Below are 22,538 nucleotides of genomic sequence, written 5' to 3'. Positions count from 1 at the left end.
GTTCGTATATCTGTAATATACGATATATAGATATTAATGCAAAGGAAGAGTCTGATGAATGCGATGATTAAAGCTTTCTATCACACTGACACCAGTACCATCAGTTACCTTGTTTATGACAAACAGGGCGGACATGCTGCCATTATTGACAGTGTGCTGGATTTCGCCGCGCACTCCGGCAAGGTCTGGACCGCATTTGCTGATCAGCAACTGGCGTTTATCAAAGAGCAGCAACTGACTGTCGACTGGATTTTGGAAACGCACGCCCATGCCGATCACTTATCAGCGGCACATTATCTCCGTGAGCAGCTCGGTAGCCCTATTGGCGTTGGCGAAGGAATCGTCAAGGTACAAAAAACCTTTAAAGCGGTATTTAATATCGATGACGATGCGTTAATGGCAGATGGTCAGGTCTTCGATCATCTGTTTAAAGAGGGTGAAGTTTTTACGTTTGGCACATTAACCGGCAAGGTGATGTCGACACCAGGACACACGAATGACAGTGTGACTTACCTGATTGAAGGTAATGCCTTCGTCGGTGATACCTTATTCATGCCGGACGGCGGTACAGCCCGGTGTGATTTTCCCGGCGGTGATGCAGGTGTGCTGTATGACAGCGTGTCCCGGTTACACAGCCTGCCGGCCGAGACCAGGTTATGGATGTGCCATGATTATCAACCTGATGGCCGTGAGCTGGCTTACGTGACGACAGTTGCAGAGAGCCGCTGTGACAATATCCACATTCATGAGGGCGTCGACAAAGACACTTTTATTCAGGTGAGACAAGCCAGAGATAAACATCTGGATGTACCTAAGCTGTTGTATCCCTCTGTGCAGGTGAATATACGTGGCGGTCAATTACCGGCAGCCGAGAGTAACGATACAGCCTACATCAAGATTCCTTTAACCCTCGAGCGGCCAAGTCGGGCAGATTGAACCACTCAACGCTGTTTGTGCGCCACTAGGTTGTCGCCAAACTGAAACGATTAACTGCATTAGTGAGAGTAATGAAATGACAGAATTCACACCTTGGACGGCGCTGGCAGGTGGGGCAGTGTTGGGCATTAGCGCACTGATACTGCTGTTACTGAATGGCCGAATAGCAGGTATTTCAGGTATTGTCAGCGGCGCGATGGATGTCAGTGACCCAAACGCCAAATGGCGCTGGATGTTTATCGCCGGACTGATTATCGGGCCCTTACTGGCAGCCCCTTTTGGAACGTATTTGCCAGAACAGATAGATGCAGGCTGGCCGCTCATCATTGCGGGCGGGCTGTTGGTGGGCGCAGGAACACGATTAGGTTCCGGCTGTACCAGTGGACACGGTATTTGTGGCATCGGGCGCTTATCTCCACGTTCTATTGTCGCAACAGTAACCTTCATGCTGGTCGCTGTTGTTGTTGTATTTATTGTTCGCCATCTGACAGGAGCGTAATGGTATGCAGATGATCATCGCCCTTATTGCCGGTTTGTTGTTTGGTGCCGGATTAACGATATCGCAAATGGTGAATCCGGATAAAGTGTTGAATTTTCTGGATGTAGCAGGACAGTGGGATCCCAGTTTAATTTTGGTGATGGGTTCAGCATTGGTTGTTTTTAGCCTGGGTTATCATTTTTTAGTGAAGCCGCGCTCAAAGCCTCTGATTGCCGATCAGTTTTTTATCCCTACCAATAAAATTATCGATAAACCTTTGATCATTGGCGCTATTTTATTTGGCCTGGGGTGGGGTTTAGTGGGGATTTGCCCTGGGCCCGCTGTGAGTAATCTGCTGGGAGGTAATGCTAAAATATTCGGCTTCGTTATCGCGATGTTGGCGGGAATGCAGTTTTCTGGCACTATCGACCGTCTGCTTAAAAAGTCTTGAAAATTATGAGGGTAGAATGCGGGATTATTCCAACATGGAGGCAAATGTCGAGCAGGCGGTTGAGCTGCTCAAAGCCATGGGCAATCAGCACCGGCTGATGATACTGTGTGTACTCCAGGAAGAGGAATTGTCTGTTTCTCAGCTGAATGAGCGATTTCCTATCCCTCAGTCGTCTTTGTCACAGCATCTGGCCTGGTTGCGCCGGGCCGGTTTTGTGAAAACGAGGCGGGAAGCGCAGACGATCTACTACCGTCTCGATAATGCCGCTGTGATCGATATCATCGCGATGCTTCATAAGCATTATTGTGCCGACTGAAGCTGCCTGCTGTGAATTTACTATCAATCTGAGCAAATTTCGCTCAGATTGATCTGCTCCTTATGGTCACCCAGACAGGCAATTTGACCTGTATTCCATTTTTTCCAAGATCAAAATCAAATATTTCAATAATGCAGGTTGTAGTTTGTGCGGCACCTCATTATTTTGCTTCCTGACCGAACGCCTTGCCTTGACCTGGCAAGAGATGAAATATCAGCCAATCTGGCTGGTTTTTATCAGAAATGACCGAAGTTCTATCGTGTTAGGAGTACGATAAATGACATTACACTGCTCGCTTCCAGGCCAGGCATTATTGCCGGGTAGGGGCGCTATTCTCACCATTTCCCTTCTGAGTGCTTTGCCCAGCCGCTGCGCTTTCGCTTCGCTGACTTTTTCACGCCCGTTTTCTGTCTATCGCCTTCAATTCTTTCGCCGATTTAGATGTTTTGGCCTGTTAGCCCATACAGAACGCAACTGATTACGCCTAAGTCGAGTCAGAGTGCTTTTAAATATAACAAAATCAGATGGTTATAAAGATAACGCTTGAGTGCGCTTTTGACATAAGCCGCAGTTAAGGACAGAAAGGAAAATTCCGTGAATATGAAATTATTAGGCAGCTCCCTGATTATTGCTGGTACAGCACTGGGTGCAGGCATGCTTGCCATTCCTATGGTATTGGCCCAGTTTGGCCTGCTGTGGGGCACCTTGTTAATGCTGCTGATCTGGGTCGGTACAACGTATGCGGCGCTGCTGTTGCTGGAAGCCAGCATCAAGTCTGGTGGCGGCCTGGGGATGAATTCCATTGCCCGCAAAACACTGGGCAAAGGTGGTCAGCTGGTCACAAATGGCTTGCTGTACGCGTTGTTGGTGTGTCTGCTGATGGCCTACATCATCGGGGCCGGCGATCTGCTCAAGAAGCTGACAGACGGTCTTGGTCTGACATTAACAGCCACACAGGCACAAATTGCGTTTACTGTGGTAGCGGGTGTTGTGGTTGCTGCAGGCACCGGTGTGATCGACCGGCTCAACCGGCTGCTGTTTGCAGCCATGGTGATCATGCTGGCCATGACTTTGATAACTCTGGTACCAGGCATCAATCCTGACAACCTGGCATCAGTAGGCAGCGATAACAAAGTCGCACTCATCAAAACCAGCTCAGTGCTGTTTACCAGCTTCGGCTTTATGGTGGTTATCCCGTCACTGGTGACATATAACCCTGAAGCCACGCAAAAGCAGCTGAGAAATATGGTGATTGCAGGTTCTGTCATCCCATTATTCTGTTACCTGTTCTGGCTTTACGCGGCAGTTGGCAATCTGCCGCCTGAGCAGCTGGTGGGCTTTGCCAATGTGTCTGAGCTGATTGCCGCGCTGAGTGTGAATCACGGCAGCATGCAGTTGATTCTGTCTATCTTCACCGGCCTGGCTTTGCTGACCTCTTTCCTGGGCGTGGCAATGGCACTGTTTGACCAGAATGCGGATGCTTTCCGTCAGAATCGGGCTGTGACCTATGTACTGACCTTTATTTTGCCGATGCTGGGTGCGATTCTGGCAGCGAATCAATTCCTGTCAGTATTAAGCTATGCCGGTATTATTCTTGTTTTTCTGGCCATTTTTGTCCCGATGGCAATGACAGTCAAAGTCAGAAAGGATGTCGGGAAGGCGACCGTCAAAGAGGGGAGCGAAGCTGTGTATCAGGCGGGTGGCGGCGTTATGGCGCTGGCGCTGAGTTTTCTGTTCGGTTGCTTTTTATTAATGGCTGAACTGATTTAAACAGCGAATACGAAGAGATGTAAAAAGGCGCTTCCCAATGGAAGCGCCTTTTTTTGTGGTGCTCAATATCGTATTCGCGATATTGCTTTGAGGATGCTAACGATTTGTTTGACCGAACAAGACCGATATCGTCAGGTGTTGTTTCAGGTTTGACCGAACGCTGAAATAACCTATCTGCAGGAGTAGTGATCTGTTGACACAGAGTAAGCAGCTAGTGACGTATCCTCAAAAAGTTGAGCGAATCTTACCGACTTTCCTTTTCTGGTGCTAGGCTTGGGGCTGTTTTCCCAAAGAGACAAAATCCGCCATAACGTAAACTTTTTTATACACGCTTTTCTCCTATGACACGCATGCCAAGTTAGAGTATCTTGGTTAAAAAAGATGGGATATGGATATGAACTGGAAACTTGCGGATCAGGTGGCTGCAAAGGCTCTGGCAGAAGGTAGTCTTATGCCAATAGCCACAGAAGCGGAACAGATTGAAGAACAGGGTGTCTGTTATCTTGGTCACCTGGTCACAGAGAATGCGGGCAAGAAGTTACTGAATTTAACGGCTAAGCATACTTCTAACCCCTTTCTGCCTTATGAGAAATCGATGTATGTTTGTGAAGCAGGGGAACATCATGTGTGCCTGCTCAATAAGTTTCCTGTGATCTCGCCACACTTACTGATTTGCTCGAAAGATTTTGTGCCTCAGGATTCGCCTTTAAGCTGGGAAGACTGGCATGCCTGGCTGGGGGATTTACACACTCAGATGTGCTCGGCTTTTATAACAGTGGTCCGTTAGCCGGAGCGAGCCAGTCACACCGGCACATGCAGCTGGTCCGAAGTGATATACCGCTGGAAAAAGTGATTGCGGGTGGAAAGCTGCCATTTAAGCATTGGTTGTATCTGGTTGAAGCCATGACCACTGACGAGCTGTATGACGCTTACCTGAGGGGCATGAAAGCTTTGTCACTCTTCAATGAGACGGGTGATGTGTGTAAGCCACATAACATCCTTCTGACGGAGCGTTGGTTGCTGATACTGCCTCGTAGCGGTAACAATGTTCAGGGGCTTTTTGCCAATGGGATTAACTACAGCGGACGTTTCCTGGTGAAACAACCGGAACAGCTGGTGTGGTTACAGAAATACGGCTTAATGCGGTTTTTGCGCGAATGCAGTGAGTGAATCTCGGGCCAGAGAAGGCGCATTTGTTGTGACGGTACGAACAAAAACCCCAGCCTGAGCTGGGGTTTTTTTGTCGTTACGTTAAGAAAATAAATTATTTCTTAGCGTTACGCTCTTTCACTTCTGCGATAACTGCTTCAGCAACGTTCGCTGGGCATGCAGAGTAGTGAGAGAATTCCATTGAGAACTGACCACGGCCAGAAGTCATGGTACGCAGGTGACCGATGTAGCCGAACATCTCAGACAGAGGTACGTCAGCTTTAATACGAACACCTGTTGCAGCAGCAACCTGATCTTTGATCATGCCGCGACGACGGTTCAGGTCACCGATAACATCACCAACGTGATCTTCCGGAGTGAACACGTCAACGTGCATGATAGGCTCAAGCAGCTGAGCACCCGCTTTAGGCATAGACTGACGGAATGCGCCTTTCGCTGCGATTTCGAACGCTACAGCAGAGGAGTCAACTGCGTGGAAACCACCGTCGAACAGCTCAACTTCAACGTCCAGCACAGGGAAGCCAGCCAGAACACCAGTACTCATCATACCAGCGAAGCCTTTTTCGATTGCAGGCCAGAATTCTTTAGGTACGTTACCACCAACAACAGTAGAAACGAACTTGAAGCCAGAGTTTGGCTCACCTGGTTTGATACGGTAATCGATCTTACCGAACTGACCAGAACCACCAGACTGCTTCTTGTGCGTGTAGCTGTCTTCGATTGCTTTGGTGATTGTTTCACGGTAAGCAACCTGTGGAGCACCGACAGTCAGTTCAACACCGTGAGTACGCTTCAGGATGTCAACTTTGATGTCCAGGTGCAGCTCACCCATACCTTTCAGGATGGTTTCGCCAGAATCTTCGTCAGTTTCAACCTGGAATGATGGATCTTCTGCGATCATCTTACCCAGTGCGATACCCAGTTTCTCAGAAGCTGTTTTGTCTTTCGGCGCAACAGCGATAGAGATTACTGGATCTGGGAAGATCATTGGTTCCAGAGTACATTCGTGCTTAGGATCACACAGGGTGTGACCAGTCTGAACGTTCTTCATACCAACGATAGCGATGATGTCACCTGCTTGCGCAGCATCCAGCTCGTTACGGTCGTTCGCGTGCATTTCCACCATACGGCCAACACGCTCAGTTTTACCCGTTGCAGAGTTCAGGATGGTGTCACCCTTCTTCAGCTTACCAGAGTAAACACGAACGAAGGTCAGGGCGCCGAAACGGTCGTCCATGATCTTAAACGCAAGCGCGCGGAACGGTTCGTCAACAGAAACGGTAGCAACTTTACCAGTTGGTTCACCAGTTTCTGGATCAGTCAGATCCTGTGGGTCAACTTCTGTTGGGTTTGGCAGGTAGTCAACAACGGCGTCAAGCAGCAGCTGCATACCTTTGTTCTTGAACGCTGAACCACAGTAAGTTGGGAAGAAAGCCAGGTCACGCGTACCTTTACGGATACAACGTTTCAGGTCTTCGATAGAAGGCTCTTCACCTTCCATGTAAGCTTCCATCAGGTCGTCGTCTTGCTCAACGGCAGTCTCGATCAGCTCTTCGCGGTAAGCTTCTACGTCATCAACCATATCCGCTGGGATTTCTTTGATTTCGTAGTTTTCTGGCTGACCTGAATCGTCCCACACGTATGCTTGGCGAGTCAGAACGTCAACAACACCTACGAAATCGTCTTCGCGGCCGATAGGCAGGGTCATAACCAGAGGGTTAGCGCCCAGAACTTTCTTCACTTGCTCAACAACGCTGAAGAAGTCTGCGCCCATACGGTCCAGTTTGTTTACGAAGATCAGACGAGATACTTCTGATTCGTTCGCGTAACGCCAGTTAGTTTCAGACTGAGGCTCAACACCACCTGAACCACAGAATACACCTACACCACCGTCAAGTACTTTCAGAGAACGGTAAACTTCAACGGTGAAGTCAACGTGTCCCGGAGTATCGATAACGTTAAAACGGTGGTCTTTCCAGAAACAGGTCGTCGCAGCTGACTGGATGGTGATACCACGTTCTGCTTCCTGATCCATGAAGTCCATGGTAGAAGCACCGTCGTGTACTTCGCCCGTACGGTGGATTTTACCGGTCAGCTTCAGGATACGCTCAGTGGTAGTGGTTTTACCCGCATCTACGTGCGCGAAAATACCAATGTTTCTGTATTTAGATAGATCTGCCATTGTTTTTCTCTATATGAACAATTGTTGTCACATGTCAGGGTGGGGAGTATAGCACTACTTACAACTATCAGAACATAGATCTGAGTAATTTAATGAGTATTCGTTGGCTTTTAACCCATTGATTCAGGCAGGAACTGGATGATTGGTCAAGAAAAATACAGAAAATGTCTGTTAACTGATTGTGACAAGGTGTCGCATCCCGGCCGGACAGTTCAACAAATTTCTTGATGATATGCCCAGCGATTCAGGCGGCGTATTTTCTTATGGTATATATTTGTGTTACATGTCAGTGTTCGTCATTGATAACTCATACAATAATGAAAAAGAACGATTTTCTGGCGCCGACTGGATTATTAGGTGAAGTTGCCTTGGAGGGGATATGAAGAATGGATTGACTGTAAGCCTGTCATTAATGGCAGGATTATTACTGGGAAGTACCAGTGCACTGGCAAAAGAGGTGATAGAAACCACCAGTTTGGTGGGGTTTGGTACGGCGAAATATGCCCCTGAATTCAAACACTTTGACTATGTCAATCCGGAAGCGCCAAAAGGCGGCGCCATCACCTATGCGGAAGTCGGCACCTACGACAGTTTTAACCGCTATGCCTCAAGAGGGGTTTCGGTCGCCGGCGCGGACGAGATGTATGACACCCTGTTTGCGCCAGCAAGCGATGAAATTGACAGTTACTACCCGTTAATCGCAGAAAAAGTGCGTTATGCCGATGACTTTTCCTGGATGGAAATTGATATCAACCCGAAAGCGCGATTTCATGACGGTCAGCCGATTACCGCGAAAGATGTCGCCTTCACCTTTGATAAGTTCATGGCAGAAGGGGTGCCTCAGTTTCGTGTGTTTTATAAAGACGTGAAGTCGGTGACGGCGGTATCGCCGCTGACAGCGCGGGTTGAAATGTCTGTGGCCAACAGAGAAAAACTGTTTTCCCTGGTGGAAGGCATGAACGTCTTACCGGAACACTACTGGAAAGACAAGAAACTCAGTGAGCCGCTCAATGCGCCGCCGGTTGGCAGCAGTGCGTACAAAGTGACCAGTTATCAGTCGGGTCAGAGCGTGACTTACTCAAGAGTGAAAGATTACTGGGCGGCCAATCTTCCGGTGAATGTCGGGCGGCATAATTTCGACACCATCCGGTACGACTATTACCGTGATGATACTGTGACCCTGGAAGCATTCAAAGCCGGCGAATATGACTTTCGTCAGGAGAATGTCGCCAAGTTCTGGGCGACCCTCTACGAGGGAAATAATTTTGATAACGGGTATATAAAGAAGGAAGAAATCCCTCACGAAATCCCTCAGGCGATGCAGGCCTTTGTCTTTAATACTCAGCGTCCTGTTTTCAGTGATGTCCGGGTCAGGGAAGCGCTCAATTACGCCATGGATTTTGAGTGGATGAATAAAACGCTTTTCTATAACCAGTATTCCCGTACCCGCAGTTTTTTCCAGAATACCCCGTATGAAGCAAAAGGGTTGCCAACGCCCGCAGAGCTGAAATATCTGGAGCCATTGAAAGACAAGATTCCGGCGCGTGTCTTTACAGAATCTTACCAACCACCTGTTACTGACGGCTCAGGCCGTGTTCGTGCACAATCGCGTAAAGCGTTTGCATTGTTAAAAGCGGCAGGCTGGGAGCTGAAAAATCAGGTCATGACCAATGTGAAGACCGGGGAGCCTCTGGCCTTTGAATTACTGATCTACAGCCCGACCTCGGAGCGCATTGCAATTCCGGTTCAGAAAAACCTGAAGCAACTGGGGATCGATATGAAAATCCGTACGGTCGATACGACGCAATACATCAAACGTCTGCGTGATCGGGATTTTGATATGGTGTCGTCCGGTTACAGCGCCAATGCCTACCCGACACAGAACCTGCTGATTGTCTGGAACAGTCACTATCTGGATTCCACCTACAATACTGCCGGCGTTCAGGACCCGGCGATTGATGCACTGACAGAACAAATTGCTGCGCATCAGCAGGATCCTGCTGCGCTGGCGGCATTAGGTCCGGCGCTGGACAGGGTGCTGCAATGGAACTTTTTTGTCATTCCTCAGTGGCATTTAAGCAAATTCCGAGTGGCGACCTGGGATAAATTCGACCGTCCTGCGGTCCGACCTAAGTATGCACTGGGTGTGGATACTTGGTGGGTGGATACGGCCAAGGCGGCCAAGTTGCCGGAAAAACGCCGTTAATCGAAACGTGAAAACAGGTAAAGCAGTATGACGGCATATATTATCCGGCGACTTTTGCTGGTGATTCCAACGCTTTGGGCGATTATTACGATTAACTTTTTCGTGATTCAGATTGCACCGGGTGGGCCTGTTGAACAGGCTGTGGCGCAGCTTGAAGGGCATACTTCCGGTATTATGGAGCGCTTTACCGGCGGCGGACAGGAAGTGCAGCAGTCGGAAGGTTCGCAGCAAAACGGCAATGGCGGAACGGGCTATCGTGGCTCCCGCGGGCTGGACCCGGAAGTGGTGGCAGAAATACGTAAGCAGTTTGGTTTTGATAAACCGCTCTGGGAGCGGTACGTCGATATGCTGAAAAACTATGTCACTTTCAATTTCGGCGAAAGCCTGTTTCGTGGCGGCAATGTGATCGATTTGATTATTGAGCGGCTGCCGGTGTCAATTTCACTGGGTTTGTGGAGCACCTTGATCATTTATTTCGTCTCAATTCCGCTGGGAATTGCGAAAGCCGTGAATCATGGCAGCCGTTTTGATATCTGGAGCAGCGCATTAGTCATTGCCGGTTATGCGATTCCCGGTTTCCTGTTCGCCATTGTATTGATTATTTTCTTTGCCAGCGGTAATTATTTCAGCTGGTTTCCGTTACGGGGATTGTTTTCGGCTGATTTCGATCAGATGACCTGGTATCAACAAGTCGGTGATTACTTCTGGCATCTTGCGTTGCCCATCTTTGCCATGGTCATCGGTGGTTTTGCGACGCTGACGATGCTGACCAAAAACTCGTTTCTGGATGAGATCAACAAGCAATACGTGATAACTGCCCGTGCGAAAGGGCTCGATGATCAGAGCATCTTATATAAGCATGTATTTCGTAATGCCATGCTGATCATTATTGCCGGTTTTCCCAGTGCGTTTATCAGCATTTTCTTTACCGGCTCAATGCTTATTGAAGTGATGTTTTCGCTGGAGGGAATTGGCTTGCTGGGCTTTGAATCAACGATTCAGCGTGATTACCCCGTGGTATTCAGCTCGCTTTATATCATGACATTGCTGGGCCTGATCCTGAACATCATCTCTGACCTGACTTATACCCTGGTCGATCCACGTATTGATTTCGAGGCCAGGTAATCTCATGAGAAAGACATTCACAACCTTGTTTACCTTCAATCCACTGACAAAAGAGCGCTGGGCTCGGTTTAAAGCGCACAGACGCGGATATTGGTCAATGTGGCTGTTTGGCGTACTTTTTATTATCAGCCTGTTTGCTGAAGTGATCGCCAACGATAAGCCCTTGTTTGTCAGCTTCAAAGGTGACTGGTATTTTCCGATCGCCGAACAGTATGCCGAAACGCAATTTGGTGGTGAGTTCGCTACAGAAGCCGATTATACCGACCCGTATGTGCAGGATCTGATCAACGAAGACGGCTATATGATCTGGCCACTGATCCATTTCAGCTATGACACGATTAACTATAACTTGTCCGGTCCGGCGCCCTCGGCACCGGACCATATCAACTGGCTGGGGACCGATGATAAAGGCCGCGATGTGCTGGCACGCATCATTTACGGCTTTCGGATCTCTGTGCTGTTTGGTTTTGCGCTGACGGTGATTTCAACCATTGTCGGTGTCATGGTCGGAGCCGGGCAGGGATACTATGGCGGCTGGCTGGATCTGTTTGGTCAGCGTTTCATTGAAGTCTGGTCAGGCATGCCGACTTTGTTCTTGCTGATCATTCTGTCCAGTTTCGTTGAACCTAACTTCTGGTGGTTGCTGGGTATCATGGTGCTGTTTAGCTGGATGGGGTTGGTGGGCGTTGTGCGGGCGGAATTTCTCCGCTGCCGTAATCTGGATTATGTGCGTGCGGCGCAGGCACTGGGCGTGAATGACAGACGCATCATGCTTCGCCATATGTTGCCCAATGCTATGGTGGCCTCACTGACGATGATGCCCTTTATTCTCAGTGGGTCAGTCACCACACTGACATCGCTGGATTTTTTGGGATTCGGCCTGCCTGTGGGCTCTCCATCACTGGGTGAATTGCTTGCCCAGGGTAAAACCAACCTTCAGGCACCCTGGCTGGGGTTGTCTGCGTTCGTTGTGCTTTCCATCATGCTGAGTCTGCTGGTTTTTATCGGCGAGGCGGTGCGCGATGCTTTCGACCCACACCATCAATCGTAACGACCGGGATACTGCAATGAGTGATGCTTTACTGACTATTGAAAATCTCTCTGTCGGCTTTGCCAACGATAAGTCGGTCCGCCCGGTCACGGAGAAAGTTTGCCTGACAATCAAGCGGGGAGAAACTCTGGCACTGGTGGGGGAAAGTGGTTCAGGCAAGTCTGTGACGGCCAATGCCATTCTGCGCCTACTGCCCAAAGCTTCTGCGCGTTATCTGGACGGTCATATTTATTATGACGGTGTGGACATGCTGCGCTGCAGTGAACGCCAGATGCGCGGGTTACGCGGAAACAAAATCGGCATGATCTTTCAGGAACCGATGATGTCGCTGAATCCGCTGCATAAAATTGGCCGCCAGCTGTGTGAGACCCTGGCGATTCACAAGGGAGTGCGTCAGAAGCCGGCAGAGAAACGCGCGCTGAGCTGGCTGAAGAAAGTGGGTATCCGTAACCCCGAGCAGCGGATGTATGCCTATCCTCATGAGTTGTCAGGCGGTGAGCGCCAGCGTGTGATGATTGCCATGGCGCTGATCAATGAGCCCGATCTTCTGATTGCCGATGAGCCAACGACCGCACTTGATGTTTCTGTTCAGGCCCAGATCCTTGATTTGCTGAAAAATCTGCAGCAGGAACTGGGTATGGCCATGCTTTTCATTACGCATGATTTGAGTATTGTGCGCAAAATTGCCGACCGGGTCGCGGTCATGCAACTCGGGCAGTTAGTGGAAACCAATCAGAAAGAGATTCTTTTTGCGTCGCCTTCCCATCCTTATACCCAGAAACTCATTCACTCTGATCCCAGTGGCGAGCCTGTTCCGGTAAACGGGAATCCTTCCGCGCTGTTTGAAATAGACAAATTACGAGTCTGGTTCCCGGTCAAAGGCGGGATCATGAAACGTGTGATCAGTCATATTAAAGCCGTGACTGATGTGAGCTTCCAGCTGAAGCAGGGGCAGAGTGTCGGGCTGGTCGGGGAAAGTGGCTCAGGGAAGTCGACGACCGGGATGGCGATACTTAGATTGCTCAATAGCGAAGGGAGTATTCGTTTTGACGGCCAGGAGATCAGTCACCTGAACCGCAAAGGCATGTTACCTTTTCGCAGTCGTTTGCAAGTCGTATTTCAGGACCCGTTTTCCGCACTGAATCCAAGAATGTCTGTGGCGCAGATTATCGGCGAAGGTCTGAAAGTCCATCAGACATTATCTGATGAGGAAGAAGATGCTGCAATTTGTCAGGCAATGAAAGATGTGGAGCTGGATCCGTCCACTCGCTTTCGTTATCCCAATGAATTTTCAGGTGGACAACGCCAGCGGATAGCCATCGCTAGGGCGCTGGTATTGAAACCCGAGTTTATTCTGCTGGATGAACCCACCTCCTCACTGGATCGCACCGTGCAGCATCAGGTGCTGAATTTACTGAAAGAATTGCAGCTGAAGTACGGCCTGAGTTACCTGTTTATCAGCCATGATCTGAATGTCGTAAAGTCATTGTGCCACTATACCTTGGTATTAAAAGATGGCTGTGTGGTAGAGCAGGGGCCAACCCGTCAGCTGTTCAGCCACCCCGAAGCTGAATATACCCGCCACTTAGTGAATTTGTCTGCGGTTCACTGATATCCACTCACTGTTATCTCTTCTTCGCTGAACTGCTTTTTTTGGGAGGCAGTTCATGCGTCAAATTTCACATAAATGCTTTTGATGGCATATGCTTGAAATACAGTGTTTTGTGCCTGTTGATGTCTGACGCGTATCTGTCACGGCCTCTTTATGCTGACATACTGCACATTATTGACATCTTTTGTGAATCACCTGGCTAAGACTTATACAAATGATCACAGGCCTAACGGGTGATGATTGGTGATGTATGCCGAATTTGTCGCTAACCATGGTCTCAATGACTGGATGTTGTGGATTTGTTGCTATTTGATGCCTTCATCAAGCAAATCAATGCTGATGAAATAAAATTCTTAACAATCAGGTTACAATTTGCGTATTATACTGCTCGAGTTGTAACCAAACAGACTATAACAGGGAGACTCATATGCAGTCATTGGTCGATTTTATTAACGGGATAATATGGAGTCCGGCATTGATTTATCTTTGCCTGGGTGCCGGTTTATTTTATTCCATCACAACACGTTTTATGCAGGTTCGCCATTTCGGTGAAATGATCCGCCTGCTGTTCTCCGGACAAAGCTCAGACAAGGGGATTTCCTCATTTCAGGCACTGGCGGTTTCACTGTCAGGCCGTGTCGGTACCGGTAATATTGCAGGTGTCGCTGCTGCCATCGGTTTTGGTGGTCCGGGTGCTGTCTTCTGGATGTGGGTTGTAGCCTTCCTGGGTGCTTCTACAGCTTATTATGAATCAACGCTTGCTCAGATCTACAAAGTGGAAGACGAAGGTCAGTTCCGTGGTGGCCCTGCGTACTACATTGAAAAAGCAATGGGTCAGAAGTGGTATGCATGGATTTTTGCGATTTCGACAATTGTTGCCTGTGGTCTTCTGTTACCTGGTGTGCAGTCAAACAGTATCGGCAACGCGGTTGAAGCAGCATTTGGTTCTGGTGATGTGATCGAAACCACTTTAGGTACATTCAGCTCTGCGAAGATCATCACTGGTGCGATTGTGTGTATGGTGCTGGCTTTCATCATCTTTGGTGGTGTGAAGCGTATTGCTCACTTTACTCAAATCGTGGTTCCTTTCATGGCGTTGGGCTATATCGTCATTGCTTTAGTGGTTATCCTGCTGAACATTGATATGGTACCAAGTGTGTTTGCCACTATTGTGGGTGATGCCTTCTCGCCAATGGCGGGTGTCGGTGCGGCGATTGGCTGGGGTGTGAAACGTGGTGTTTACTCCAATGAAGCCGGCCAGGGTACAGGCCCGCATGCAGCAGCAGCAGCCCAGGTTGATCACCCTGCACAGCAAGGTATGGTACAAGCATTCTCGATTTACATCGATACGTTGCTGGTCTGTAGTGCCACTGCATTTATGATCATCATCACAGGTGCATTTAATGTCCATGGTGCTGAAGGCGCATTTCTGGTGCAGAACCTGCCAGCGGAAATTGCTGCCAATAGTCCTGTCTTTACCCAGATGGCGATTGAAACGGCAATGCCTGGCCTGGGTAAACCTTTCGTGGCGATTGCCCTGTTCTTCTTCTCATTCACAACTATTCTGGCGTACTACTACATCGCAGAAACCAACATTGCGTACATTCACCGTACGATCCATGTTCCTGGCCTGATTTTTGTCCTGAAAATTGCCTTGCTGTCTTCCGTGTTCTACGGCGCAGTGAAAACCGCCAATCTGGCATGGGCATTGGGCGATGTGGGTGTGGGCCTGATGGCTTGGCTGAACATCGTCGGTATTCTGATTATCTTCTTCATGGCAAAACCAGCGCTGAAAGCGTTGAGAGACTATGAAATGCAGAAGAAAGCCGGCGTGAAAGAATACGTATTCGATCCAGTGAAATTAGGCATTAAAGGTGCGGATTACTGGGAAGAGCGCATGAAGCGTAAAGGCCAGAAAGCGCCAGACCTGGGTGAAGATTCATCTACAACAGGTACAGCGAAATCAACTTCATAATGTGAATTGACAGACATTCACTAACTAACAAAGGCCAGCATTTGCTGGCCTTTGTTGCTTAAGGCGTTTACTCAAATAAAGCAGTGCAAGGCACACTTACTTATACATTCTGATGCTTATGTGTTAACTTTTTCCGTCGGTAAGTACAAGCAGCTTGGCGGGTATGAGTCTATGTATCAAATAGCTATCGTCATTTTTGATGATTTCACGGATATCGATTTTTTCTTACTACGGGATATTTTGGGAAGAAGCCAGATGGACTGGACAGTCAAAATATTAGGCACGAAGCCGTCCCATATCTCTTCTTTAGGCATGGAAGTCAAAACAGACGGGCATGTTGCAGAGACCTCGGAGGCCGATGTTGTGTTATTCAGCAGTGGTTATAAAGGGGTGCCGGCGGCGTTAAATAATCATGAATTTATGGCATCGCTTAAGCTGGATCCTCAAAACCAGCTTATTGGGTCAATTTGTGCCGGTGCGTTTATTCTGGCCAAACTGGGGTTGCTGGATGGTATTACTGCTACGACTCATCCGGATGCAAAATCAGCGCTTGAGGCGGAAGGTGTTTATGTTCTGGATAAAGCGCTGGTCGTACATGGAAATCTTGCCACAGCAGGTGGGTGCTTGTCGCAATTGTACCTGACAGGCTGGCTGGCAGAGCGTTTGTATGGTGTGGATAAACGTCGGGAAATTCATCGGCAGGTTATTCCTGCAGGCCAGTCAGAAATGTTTGAAGCATTAATTAGCCGTACGCTTTCAGAAGCATGACTAACCTGAGGGATGGATGTGCTGTCATTCAACATAGTGAAAATGGATGATGATTGAATCTTAAGGCCGTCTTTAAGAGGTGATTCAGGATGAATTTAGAAACACAACAATTAGTTTTAGAGCCAATTACTGAAACAGATTGGCCACTTTTCAAGGCGCTCCATACGATACCAGCCGTGATCGAGAAATGTTTTGATGCGCCATCTGACGATGAATTAAACGCAAAATTCCAAGCGCGTCTTGAGGCGTGGACGCCTGAAAGCGGCGCATGGTTAACCTTGATCATCAAAGAAAAAGCGTCGGGTGAAAAAGTCGGCATGACTGGCTTTTTCGTCGAACAGGGGGTTGCGGAAATGGGTTATTTGCTGATGCCTGAATTTTATGGCAAAGGCTATGGTACCGAATCCCTGCGTGCAGTGATTGACTGGGCGGAGGCAGAACTAGGACTTGTCTTATTCAGAGCCGTGGTAACCGAAGGCAATATCGCTTCAGAACGCGTGCTGGAAAAATGTGGTTTCAGGTTACAGAAGAAAATTCCTGAAGCATACGAAATTGGCGGTACGTTGTACGCAGATCATGTTTATCAGCGAGCGTCATAGGCTTTAGCTCAGAAAACCTCGCTCGTGAAAGGAAAGCCGCCAGTCGGAACCGGCGGCTTTGAATTGCTTACACAGTAAATTGCTTCATCAGTGCGTTTTGTTCGCGTACGTTCTTTATCTGGGTTTCCATCGCTGCACTGGTTTCAGTGGCGGTTTCAGCAACCTGAACCGACAGATCCTTAATCGTGATGGTATTACCATTAATATCTTCAGCCACCAGACTCTGCTGCTCGGCGGCCGAGGCGATTTGTATGTTCATATCGTTGATTTGCTGGATGGCTTCACGAATCCGCGACAGTGCCTCATCGGCTTCCTGCGCTGTTGCAACGGTTTCGCTGGCCGTGTTTTTACTCAGCGCCATGGTGCTGGTGGCAGAGCTGGCACCGGCCTGAAGCTGCTCAATCATCTGACGTATTTCAGTGGTGGATTGCTGAGTGCGTTGCGCCAGTGTGCGGACTTCATCGGCAACGACCGCAAAACCCCGACCGGAATCGCCAGCCCTTGCGGCTTCAATGGCTGCATTCAGCGCCAGCAGGTTTGTCTGATCGGCAATGTCATTGATCACCTGAAGAATACGCTCAATGTTGCCTGTGGCAGATTCCAGCTCTTTGACGACATCAACAGCCTGATCAATTTGATCAGACAAATCATGAATAGACACAGAGGTCCGGGAGACAATATCGCCACCTTCCTGTGCAGCCAGCTCTGCCGCAGACGCTGCAGATGCAGCGCTGTGCGCATTGTCTGCCACGTTGGCCGATGTCGATGCCATTTCGTTCATGGCTGTCGCTAACAGCTCAAGCTGTTGCAACTGGCTGTTCATCGCCTCGGATGAACGGTTCGCGCCCTGAGCTGTCAGCTCAGTGCCCTGCATAATGTCGTTACTCAGCGCTTGCGAGCGTATGATCTGTTGCTGCATACGTTCAGTGAACTGATTAAAACTTTGTGCCAGAGCCGCAAATTCCGGTTCGGTATTGGTGCTCAGTCGCTGAGTCAGGTCGGCCTGTCCGGTAGCGATGTTTTTCATGGCCTGATTGATGACATCCAAAGGACGCATCAGACGTTTGACCAAAAAGAAGACTGCGACGAAACCGACAATAATAAACAGCAGTGAATAGGTGATGGCGTTATTTTTGATTTGATCAACAGCGGCAAAGGCCACATCATTTTTCAGCACCGCGCCAATATACAGTGTCTGTCCCTGTACTTTATGGAAGCTGATATTCACGGATTCATTATCGAGCACAGTAGCCAGAGGCTGCGCTGAGATTTGTATGCCGGGATACGCCTCCGACAGCGCTTTACCATTCACCGTTTTGTCAGGGTGCGCGATGATCACACCTTTGTCAGAGACCAGAAAGAGATATCCGGCATTAAATAAAGAGGCCTGGTTAATCAGATTGGCAATTTTACTCATGCTGACATCAAAGAAGATGGCACCGATAAACTGACCGTTGTCTTTCACGGGCGTGGCAAAAGAGACCAGAATTTCGTTTGTGACCGAATCCCGGTAGGGCGAGGTAATGATCATATGCCCGGCTTCTTTTGCCTGGGTGTACCAGGGACGGGCACGGGGATCCCAGCCCGGTGCGGGTTTCCAGGACGGATCACTGATGATGAAAGAGCCGTCTTTTTCGAACCCGATGCCGGTCAGCTCAAACGTATTTTTGAGCACTGGCTGGCTGATAATCTGGCGAATACTATCCGGGGATAAATTTTGCTCGACGATCCCAGCGGTGATATTGGCTAATTTCGTCCGGCTGGCGATCTCAGTGACTAAGGTCTGATTCACGCCGGATACGATTTCATTAATGCTGTTGTCTACCAGTTGATGCACATCATCCCTGGTGTGAACATACTGGATGCCGGAAAGTAAAACTAAAGCGGCGATCAGTATTGCCGACGAAGTGGCAACGATTTTGTGGCTAAACTTCATGGAATCCCTCAACGACTGTCCTTACTATTATTGTTCTCCCATTGTCGGCGCTGACACGAAAAGACTTAATAGCAAAAATATGTAATTGTGATGAGGGATAAATATTAGCAATGATTTTGTGAGGAATAATGCATTCCTGAGCCGAATATTAACCCAGAACTCAAAGAAAAAGGGCAGCAATCAGCTGCCCAGATATTCCATCAAGGGAATATTAGTCGATCAGACCATACTCATTGCGTAGCACAGTGATGATTTCTTCTTTCGGATTGCCGCTGAGCTCAATTTTCTGACCGGTCACTTTCTCTGCAATGCCGGTATAGATGCGGGACACCTGCATCAGGACATCTTCAGGTAGCGCATTGTCACGGGCCAGTGCTTCACGTTCTGCCATCCGATCTTTGTTCAGCAGAATGTCCGGATCAGGGAAGTGGTTCAGCAGCAACTGGCGGAAATCTTCTTTCGAGTTTTCGACAATCTTGCCTTCGCGGTAGGACGGACCATCCCAGATGCGGGATGAATCCGGTGTGCCGACTTCATCCATGTAGATCATCTTTTCCTGGCCTTGCGCGTCGGTGACATAACCAAACTCAAATTTTGTATCGACAAAGATCTGATCAAGTTGCGCTAACGCATCACTGATAACTGAAAAACCTTCTTTCAGCAGCGTTTCGTAATGATCAACATCTTCAGGCTGGCTGAAATTGAACGCCTGATAGTTGTTCAGCAAGTCACTGCGCGTGACATTGACGTCATCGACAGCAGGCACACCCGGAATACCGTGCAGAATCCCTTTGGTCGAAGGGGTGATCAGAACCTCAGGTAATTTCTGATCTTTGGTCAGGCCGTCAGGCACCTGAATGCCGCAAAACTCGCGGTCGCCGTTGGCATAGGCACGCCACATGGAGCCAGTGATGTACTGACGGCAAATCGCTTCTACTTTGATTGGACGGGCTTTCTGCACTATCCACACAAACGGGTGAGGGATATCCAGAATATGGCTGTCTGCCAGGCCTTTCTCGCGGAACAGGTGGAACCAGTGATTGGAAATCGCATTCAGTGCTGCGCCTTTACCCGGTACACCGTTCAGGCCACCTTCACCATGCCAGATGCAGTCGAACGCAGAAATACGATCGCTGATAACCATGATTGCCAGAGGCGCATCCGGGCGAACATTGTAGCCTTTCTCTTTAATCAGCCGGCGGCTGTCAGCCTCAGTCAGCCAGTAGACGGAGCGGACTTTACCGCTGTGAACCGGCTGGTCGGTACGGATTGGGAGATCATCATTTACAGCAAGAACTTGATCAGCAAGGCTCATGGTGAAGTTCCTATTTCAAGAGTCAATTCGATGAAAATCGCTGTTCGGGTGTTACCCAATCAGCGCATATCCTGTTGGCGTGGCAGATGATAGCAGAAGTGTTTTCGCCTTTCAGCAAAAAAGCAAACGTTTGCCTTGATGTTTCTCTGAGTGGTGGGAAATGCAACAGTACCGCCATTTTGCCTGAATTTTCAGCGGTAATCGCAAAAGAATGACGGACGTTAGTGCGACGGGCGGAACTGTGGCAAAATCACCGTCCTTTCAGACTTACAGGTAAAAACGGTACATGAAGCATTTTACATCCGAGCAGCAGTGTTTTATTCAGCATCGCGAGGGAAATGCCTTATGTATTGCCGGTGCGGGGACGGGGAAAACGACGACCCTGGTTGGCCTGATTCAGGCTCAGCTCGACATACGGTCGGCCAGCGAAATGCTGGTGCTGATGTTCAACAGCGACATACGCCGTGATTTTCAGCAAAAACTCAACCAGTCCGGTATCACTCAGCCTGTACCGGTGCACACCTTCCACAGCTTTTGCCTGCGGGTATTGAATCAGTCGGGCTATCTGGCTGAAAGCGGATACCGCGTTGATTTCAACCCTGGCGAAAACGATAAAAGTCTGGCGAAACAAGTATTGCGCCAGATGGCGGGAAAAGAGACGACGTACAGCAAACAGCAGCAATTAAAAGATCCCAAAACCCTTGAACTGTTGCTCAGTTTTGTCGGTCTGGTGAAAGCGCATATGTTGCCGCCCCATGAAGTGTTTGCCATGGCGGGTATCAACAATGATTATCGCTTCATTCTGGATGCCTATACCGCCTTTGAACACTTGCGGCAGGCGCAGAAGCTCCTGTTTTTTGATGACTGGCTGGTGACTGTCGTGTCACTGCTTGAACAAAATGCCTCACTGCGTGCGCATTGTCAGCAGCAGTGCCGGTTACTGGTGGTTGACGAATTTCAGGACATCAACAACGCGCAGTACCGGTTACTGAAGCAGTTGCTTGGGCCTGACTGTCAGCTGGTGGCCGTGGGCGATGTCGATCAGTGCATTTATACCTGGCGGGGCAGTGCGCCGCAGTTCATGCTGAATTTCGAACGTGACTTTGCCCCCGCGAAGGTCTATTCGCTGTCGCAGACATTTCGCTTCGGCCATAGTCTGGCGCTGGCCGCCAGCCATTTGATTGCGCACAATCAGGCCCGCTTTTCAGATTTCCTGACCGTGCCTGCTGACCATGTCCCTGATACTCAGGTGAATTTGATTGGCTCACCCAGACAGGTGGGGGAAATTGTGAGTGCTGTTCACGCGCATATTGAACAGGGTGGGCAGCCGGACGATATCGCCATTCTGGTCCGGCGCTGGTCTCAGACGCTGCTGTTTGAACTGGCGTTTCTCAGCAAACAGATTCCGTACCATATGCCCGTACCTTCTGTGTTGGCAAACAGCCGTGAAGTGCGCTTACTGATGGAAGTCATGACCCTGGCCATCGGGCGATTTGCCCAATTCAATGATCAGGACAAATCCGCACTGCTGTTCAGCTTGCTGTCATTTCCCCATTGTTACGTACCCAATAAAGCGCTCAGGCCCTTGTGCGATCAACTGGTGAAAATACCGGATGACCGCTGGGTTGAATTTGCTGAACGACATGGACAGGTCAACCCCAATCTGAAATTGGATAACCTGATTGAACGCCTTGCGCTTTTTACCCGGTTACAGCGCAAAGGCGGGCAAAAGGCCTTTGATGTGTTTGAGCAGTATCGGCGTGAAAGCGGTCTGGACAGCTGGATATGGAAAACCGAAGCCACAGCCAGCGAGATAGAAGAAGCGATAGACAGGCTGGATGCGGTCTCGACCGTGCTGGAGTCGATGGATCAGCGTTGCGAAAAAGCCTTACAGTATTTTGAGTTCTACACAGCGCAATCCCGCGATACCGGTCAGGGGCAGGCTGATCAGAAGCCGCGTTCGGCCAGCGTGCAGGTCACGACGATATTCCGCGCCAAAGGGTGTGAATACCCGCGTGTATTCCTGCCGTTCTGGGATAAAGATGCGTTTCCCTACCGCAATCCGGCAGCCACAGACATGAAAACGGATCAGGAAGAAGAACGGCGGCTGGCTTATGTGGCTTTAACGCGGGCAAAAGCGTATTCGGCTGTGTATTACACAGATTCAGAAAAGAAAGGCAAACGTAACGCCAGTACATTCGTCCGGGAAGCCGCTATTGAGCAAGCCAAAACCATTGGGCCGGCGCTGTATCAGAAGGGGTCGTTGCCTGCTGCACAATCCCCGGTCACGGAAAGGTATTATGAACGTGTCGGCCGGTCCGCGGATGCAGAGCAAGCTAGAATCCATAGCACGCCTCACAAAACGCTATCCAGGACAGGCAGCCGGAACCTGAACCAAGCCAGTGAGGCCAATCATGTCAGCGTGGCAGCTTACAGCTACCTGTGGGCCATTGAGCAACCTTTGCCGGATAACGCCGAGAAGGTGATTCGCTCCTTGATCAGAACCAAAAATGCCCGTTACCTTGACGGAGAAATTACCCGGTTGTTGCGAGATCTGGAAACGGCAGCGGACAGTAAAAAATCTGTGCTGGTCAAACGTTTGATTGCGGTGTCCCACGCGCGTCGGCAGGTGCTCCGATGAAAGCGAA

17 protein-coding genes and 1 pseudogene are annotated in these 22,538 nt (G+C 49.3%); 15 read left to right on the top strand and 3 right to left on the bottom strand.

Going from position 1 to position 22,538, the window contains the following annotated elements; genetic code table 11:
- Positions 1–54: 54 nt before the first annotated feature.
- The 7 genes and pseudogenes from P4S53_RS17640 to P4S53_RS17610 all read left to right on the top strand — a co-directional run bounded on the left by P4S53_RS17640 (position 55) and on the right by P4S53_RS17610 (position 5,121).
- Positions 55–936: an MBL fold metallo-hydrolase gene (locus P4S53_RS17640; RefSeq protein ID WP_337113701.1), complete on the top strand. Its 882-nt coding sequence runs from the start codon at positions 55–57 to the stop codon at positions 934–936.
- A 76-nt stretch (positions 937–1,012) separates the two neighbouring features.
- The gene (locus P4S53_RS17635; RefSeq protein ID WP_337113700.1) at positions 1,013–1,435 is read left to right on the top strand and encodes a YeeE/YedE family protein; all 423 of its coding nucleotides are present in this window, start codon (positions 1,013–1,015) and stop codon (positions 1,433–1,435) included.
- Positions 1,436–1,439: 4 nt separating this feature from the next.
- The gene (locus tag P4S53_RS17630) at positions 1,440–1,865 is read left to right on the top strand and encodes a YeeE/YedE family protein (protein WP_337113699.1); all 426 of its coding nucleotides are present in this window, start codon (positions 1,440–1,442) and stop codon (positions 1,863–1,865) included.
- Between the two features lie 16 nt (positions 1,866–1,881).
- On the top strand, positions 1,882–2,181 hold the full coding sequence (locus P4S53_RS17625) for an ArsR/SmtB family transcription factor (RefSeq protein ID WP_027253214.1): 300 nt from the start codon (positions 1,882–1,884) through the stop codon (positions 2,179–2,181).
- A 594-nt stretch (positions 2,182–2,775) separates the two neighbouring features.
- Positions 2,776–3,951 carry an amino acid permease gene (locus P4S53_RS17620; protein WP_337113698.1) on the top strand — a complete coding sequence of 392 codons (1,176 nt, stop codon included), beginning with the start codon at positions 2,776–2,778 and terminating at the stop codon, positions 3,949–3,951.
- Positions 3,952–4,339: 388 nt separating this feature from the next.
- Positions 4,340–4,728, top strand: a pseudogene (locus tag P4S53_RS17615) (phosphorylase); the annotation flags it as partial.
- Positions 4,729–4,764: 36 nt separating this feature from the next.
- Positions 4,765–5,121, top strand: a complete 357-nt coding sequence (locus tag P4S53_RS17610; protein WP_337113696.1) for a hypothetical protein — start codon at positions 4,765–4,767, stop codon at positions 5,119–5,121.
- Between the two features lie 94 nt (positions 5,122–5,215).
- Here P4S53_RS17610 and fusA read toward each other — a convergent pair whose 3' ends face one another.
- On the bottom strand, positions 5,216–7,303 hold the full coding sequence (gene fusA, locus P4S53_RS17605; RefSeq protein ID WP_337113695.1) for an elongation factor G: 2,088 nt from the start codon (positions 7,301–7,303) through the stop codon (positions 5,216–5,218).
- Positions 7,304–7,715: 412 nt separating this feature from the next.
- On the opposite strand from fusA, the gene P4S53_RS17600 reads away from it, so the two are divergent.
- From P4S53_RS17600 to P4S53_RS17570, 7 genes are all read left to right on the top strand, one after another.
- Positions 7,716–9,509, top strand: coding sequence for an extracellular solute-binding protein (locus P4S53_RS17600; protein ID WP_337114525.1), 1,794 nt, complete (start codon positions 7,716–7,718; stop codon positions 9,507–9,509).
- A gap of 27 nt (positions 9,510–9,536) precedes the next feature.
- On the top strand, positions 9,537–10,634 hold the full coding sequence (locus P4S53_RS17595; protein WP_337113694.1) for a microcin C ABC transporter permease YejB: 1,098 nt from the start codon (positions 9,537–9,539) through the stop codon (positions 10,632–10,634).
- 4 nt (positions 10,635–10,638) lie between these two features.
- Positions 10,639–11,685, top strand: a complete 1,047-nt coding sequence (locus P4S53_RS17590) for an ABC transporter permease (protein WP_337113693.1) — start codon at positions 10,639–10,641, stop codon at positions 11,683–11,685.
- Between the two features lie 16 nt (positions 11,686–11,701).
- A complete protein-coding gene (locus P4S53_RS17585) occupies positions 11,702–13,297 on the top strand; it encodes an ABC transporter ATP-binding protein (protein WP_337114524.1) in 1,596 nt (531 codons plus the stop codon).
- Between the two features lie 427 nt (positions 13,298–13,724).
- A complete protein-coding gene (locus P4S53_RS17580) occupies positions 13,725–15,272 on the top strand; it encodes an alanine/glycine:cation symporter family protein (protein ID WP_337113692.1) in 1,548 nt (515 codons plus the stop codon).
- Positions 15,273–15,443: 171 nt separating this feature from the next.
- The gene (locus P4S53_RS17575) at positions 15,444–16,040 is read left to right on the top strand and encodes a DJ-1/PfpI family protein (protein ID WP_337113691.1); all 597 of its coding nucleotides are present in this window, start codon (positions 15,444–15,446) and stop codon (positions 16,038–16,040) included.
- An 89-nt stretch (positions 16,041–16,129) separates the two neighbouring features.
- Positions 16,130–16,639 carry a GNAT family N-acetyltransferase gene (locus P4S53_RS17570; RefSeq protein WP_337113690.1) on the top strand — a complete coding sequence of 170 codons (510 nt, stop codon included), beginning with the start codon at positions 16,130–16,132 and terminating at the stop codon, positions 16,637–16,639.
- Positions 16,640–16,706: 67 nt separating this feature from the next.
- Here P4S53_RS17570 and P4S53_RS17565 read toward each other — a convergent pair whose 3' ends face one another.
- A complete protein-coding gene (locus P4S53_RS17565) occupies positions 16,707–18,575 on the bottom strand; it encodes a methyl-accepting chemotaxis protein (RefSeq protein WP_337113689.1) in 1,869 nt (622 codons plus the stop codon).
- 211 nt (positions 18,576–18,786) lie between these two features.
- Positions 18,787–19,890 (bottom strand): phosphoribosylaminoimidazolesuccinocarboxamide synthase, encoded by a 1,104-nt coding sequence (locus P4S53_RS17560; RefSeq protein ID WP_337113688.1) that lies wholly within the window; start codon positions 19,888–19,890, stop codon positions 18,787–18,789.
- Between the two features lie 286 nt (positions 19,891–20,176).
- Between P4S53_RS17560 and P4S53_RS17555 the strand changes: the two genes are divergently transcribed.
- Positions 20,177–22,531: an ATP-dependent helicase gene (locus P4S53_RS17555; RefSeq protein WP_337113687.1), complete on the top strand. Its 2,355-nt coding sequence runs from the start codon at positions 20,177–20,179 to the stop codon at positions 22,529–22,531.
- Positions 22,532–22,538: the final 7 nt, after the last annotated feature.

Source organism: Photobacterium sp. Hal280 (assembly GCF_037162255.1).
Classification (GTDB): Bacteria; Pseudomonadota; Gammaproteobacteria; order Enterobacterales; family Vibrionaceae; genus Photobacterium.
This window is presented reverse-complemented; position numbering and strand designations above follow the sequence as displayed.

Coding starts and splice junctions, on each gene's coding strand:
- P4S53_RS17640 (WP_337113701.1), top strand. CDS start 55: ATGAATGCGATGATTAAAGCTTTCTATCACACTGACACCAGTACCATC.
- P4S53_RS17635 (WP_337113700.1), top strand. CDS start 1,013: ATGACAGAATTCACACCTTGGACGGCGCTGGCAGGTGGGGCAGTGTTG.
- P4S53_RS17630 (WP_337113699.1), top strand. CDS start 1,440: ATGCAGATGATCATCGCCCTTATTGCCGGTTTGTTGTTTGGTGCCGGA.
- P4S53_RS17625 (WP_027253214.1), top strand. CDS start 1,882: ATGCGGGATTATTCCAACATGGAGGCAAATGTCGAGCAGGCGGTTGAG.
- P4S53_RS17610 (WP_337113696.1), top strand. CDS start 4,765: ATGCAGCTGGTCCGAAGTGATATACCGCTGGAAAAAGTGATTGCGGGT.
- fusA (WP_337113695.1), bottom strand. CDS start 7,303: ATGGCAGATCTATCTAAATACAGAAACATTGGTATTTTCGCGCACGTA.
- P4S53_RS17600 (WP_337114525.1), top strand. CDS start 7,716: ATGGCAGGATTATTACTGGGAAGTACCAGTGCACTGGCAAAAGAGGTG.
- P4S53_RS17595 (WP_337113694.1), top strand. CDS start 9,537: ATGACGGCATATATTATCCGGCGACTTTTGCTGGTGATTCCAACGCTT.
- P4S53_RS17590 (WP_337113693.1), top strand. CDS start 10,639: ATGAGAAAGACATTCACAACCTTGTTTACCTTCAATCCACTGACAAAA.
- P4S53_RS17585 (WP_337114524.1), top strand. CDS start 11,702: ATGAGTGATGCTTTACTGACTATTGAAAATCTCTCTGTCGGCTTTGCC.
- P4S53_RS17580 (WP_337113692.1), top strand. CDS start 13,725: ATGCAGTCATTGGTCGATTTTATTAACGGGATAATATGGAGTCCGGCA.
- P4S53_RS17575 (WP_337113691.1), top strand. CDS start 15,444: ATGTATCAAATAGCTATCGTCATTTTTGATGATTTCACGGATATCGAT.
- P4S53_RS17570 (WP_337113690.1), top strand. CDS start 16,130: ATGAATTTAGAAACACAACAATTAGTTTTAGAGCCAATTACTGAAACA.
- P4S53_RS17565 (WP_337113689.1), bottom strand. CDS start 18,575: ATGAAGTTTAGCCACAAAATCGTTGCCACTTCGTCGGCAATACTGATC.
- P4S53_RS17560 (WP_337113688.1), bottom strand. CDS start 19,890: ATGAGCCTTGCTGATCAAGTTCTTGCTGTAAATGATGATCTCCCAATC.
- P4S53_RS17555 (WP_337113687.1), top strand. CDS start 20,177: ATGAAGCATTTTACATCCGAGCAGCAGTGTTTTATTCAGCATCGCGAG.